This window comes from Neisseria sp. P0008.S010 (assembly GCF_051962715.1).
In the GTDB taxonomy this organism is placed as follows: Bacteria; Pseudomonadota; Gammaproteobacteria; order Burkholderiales; family Neisseriaceae; genus Neisseria; species Neisseria elongata.
The window spans coordinates 1-262 of sequence record NZ_JBQCVA010000324.1; the positions used below are offsets into that span (position 1 = coordinate 1).

General features: G+C 55.3%; 1 rRNA gene. It reads right to left on the reverse strand.

Annotated features, from left to right (window positions below):
- A 16S ribosomal RNA gene (locus ACTHSL_RS13795) occupies positions 1 to 262 on the reverse strand; the annotation flags it as partial.

Consider the following 262-nt stretch of genomic DNA (forward strand, 5'->3'; position numbering starts at 1 on the left):
ACACCGTGAATTCCAGTCTCCTCTCCAGCCCTCTAGTCAGGCAGTATCGGATGCAGTTCCGAGGTTGAGCCCCGGGCTTTCACATCTGACTTACCCAACCGCCTACGCACGCTTTACGCCCAGTAAATCCGAACAACGCTCGGGGCCTCCGTGTTACCGCGGCTGCTGGCACGGAGTTTGCCGCCCCTTCCTCTTCAGGTACTATCAGGCTTAAGGCGCTATTAACACCTAAGCTTTACTCCCTGATGACAGGAGTTTACAA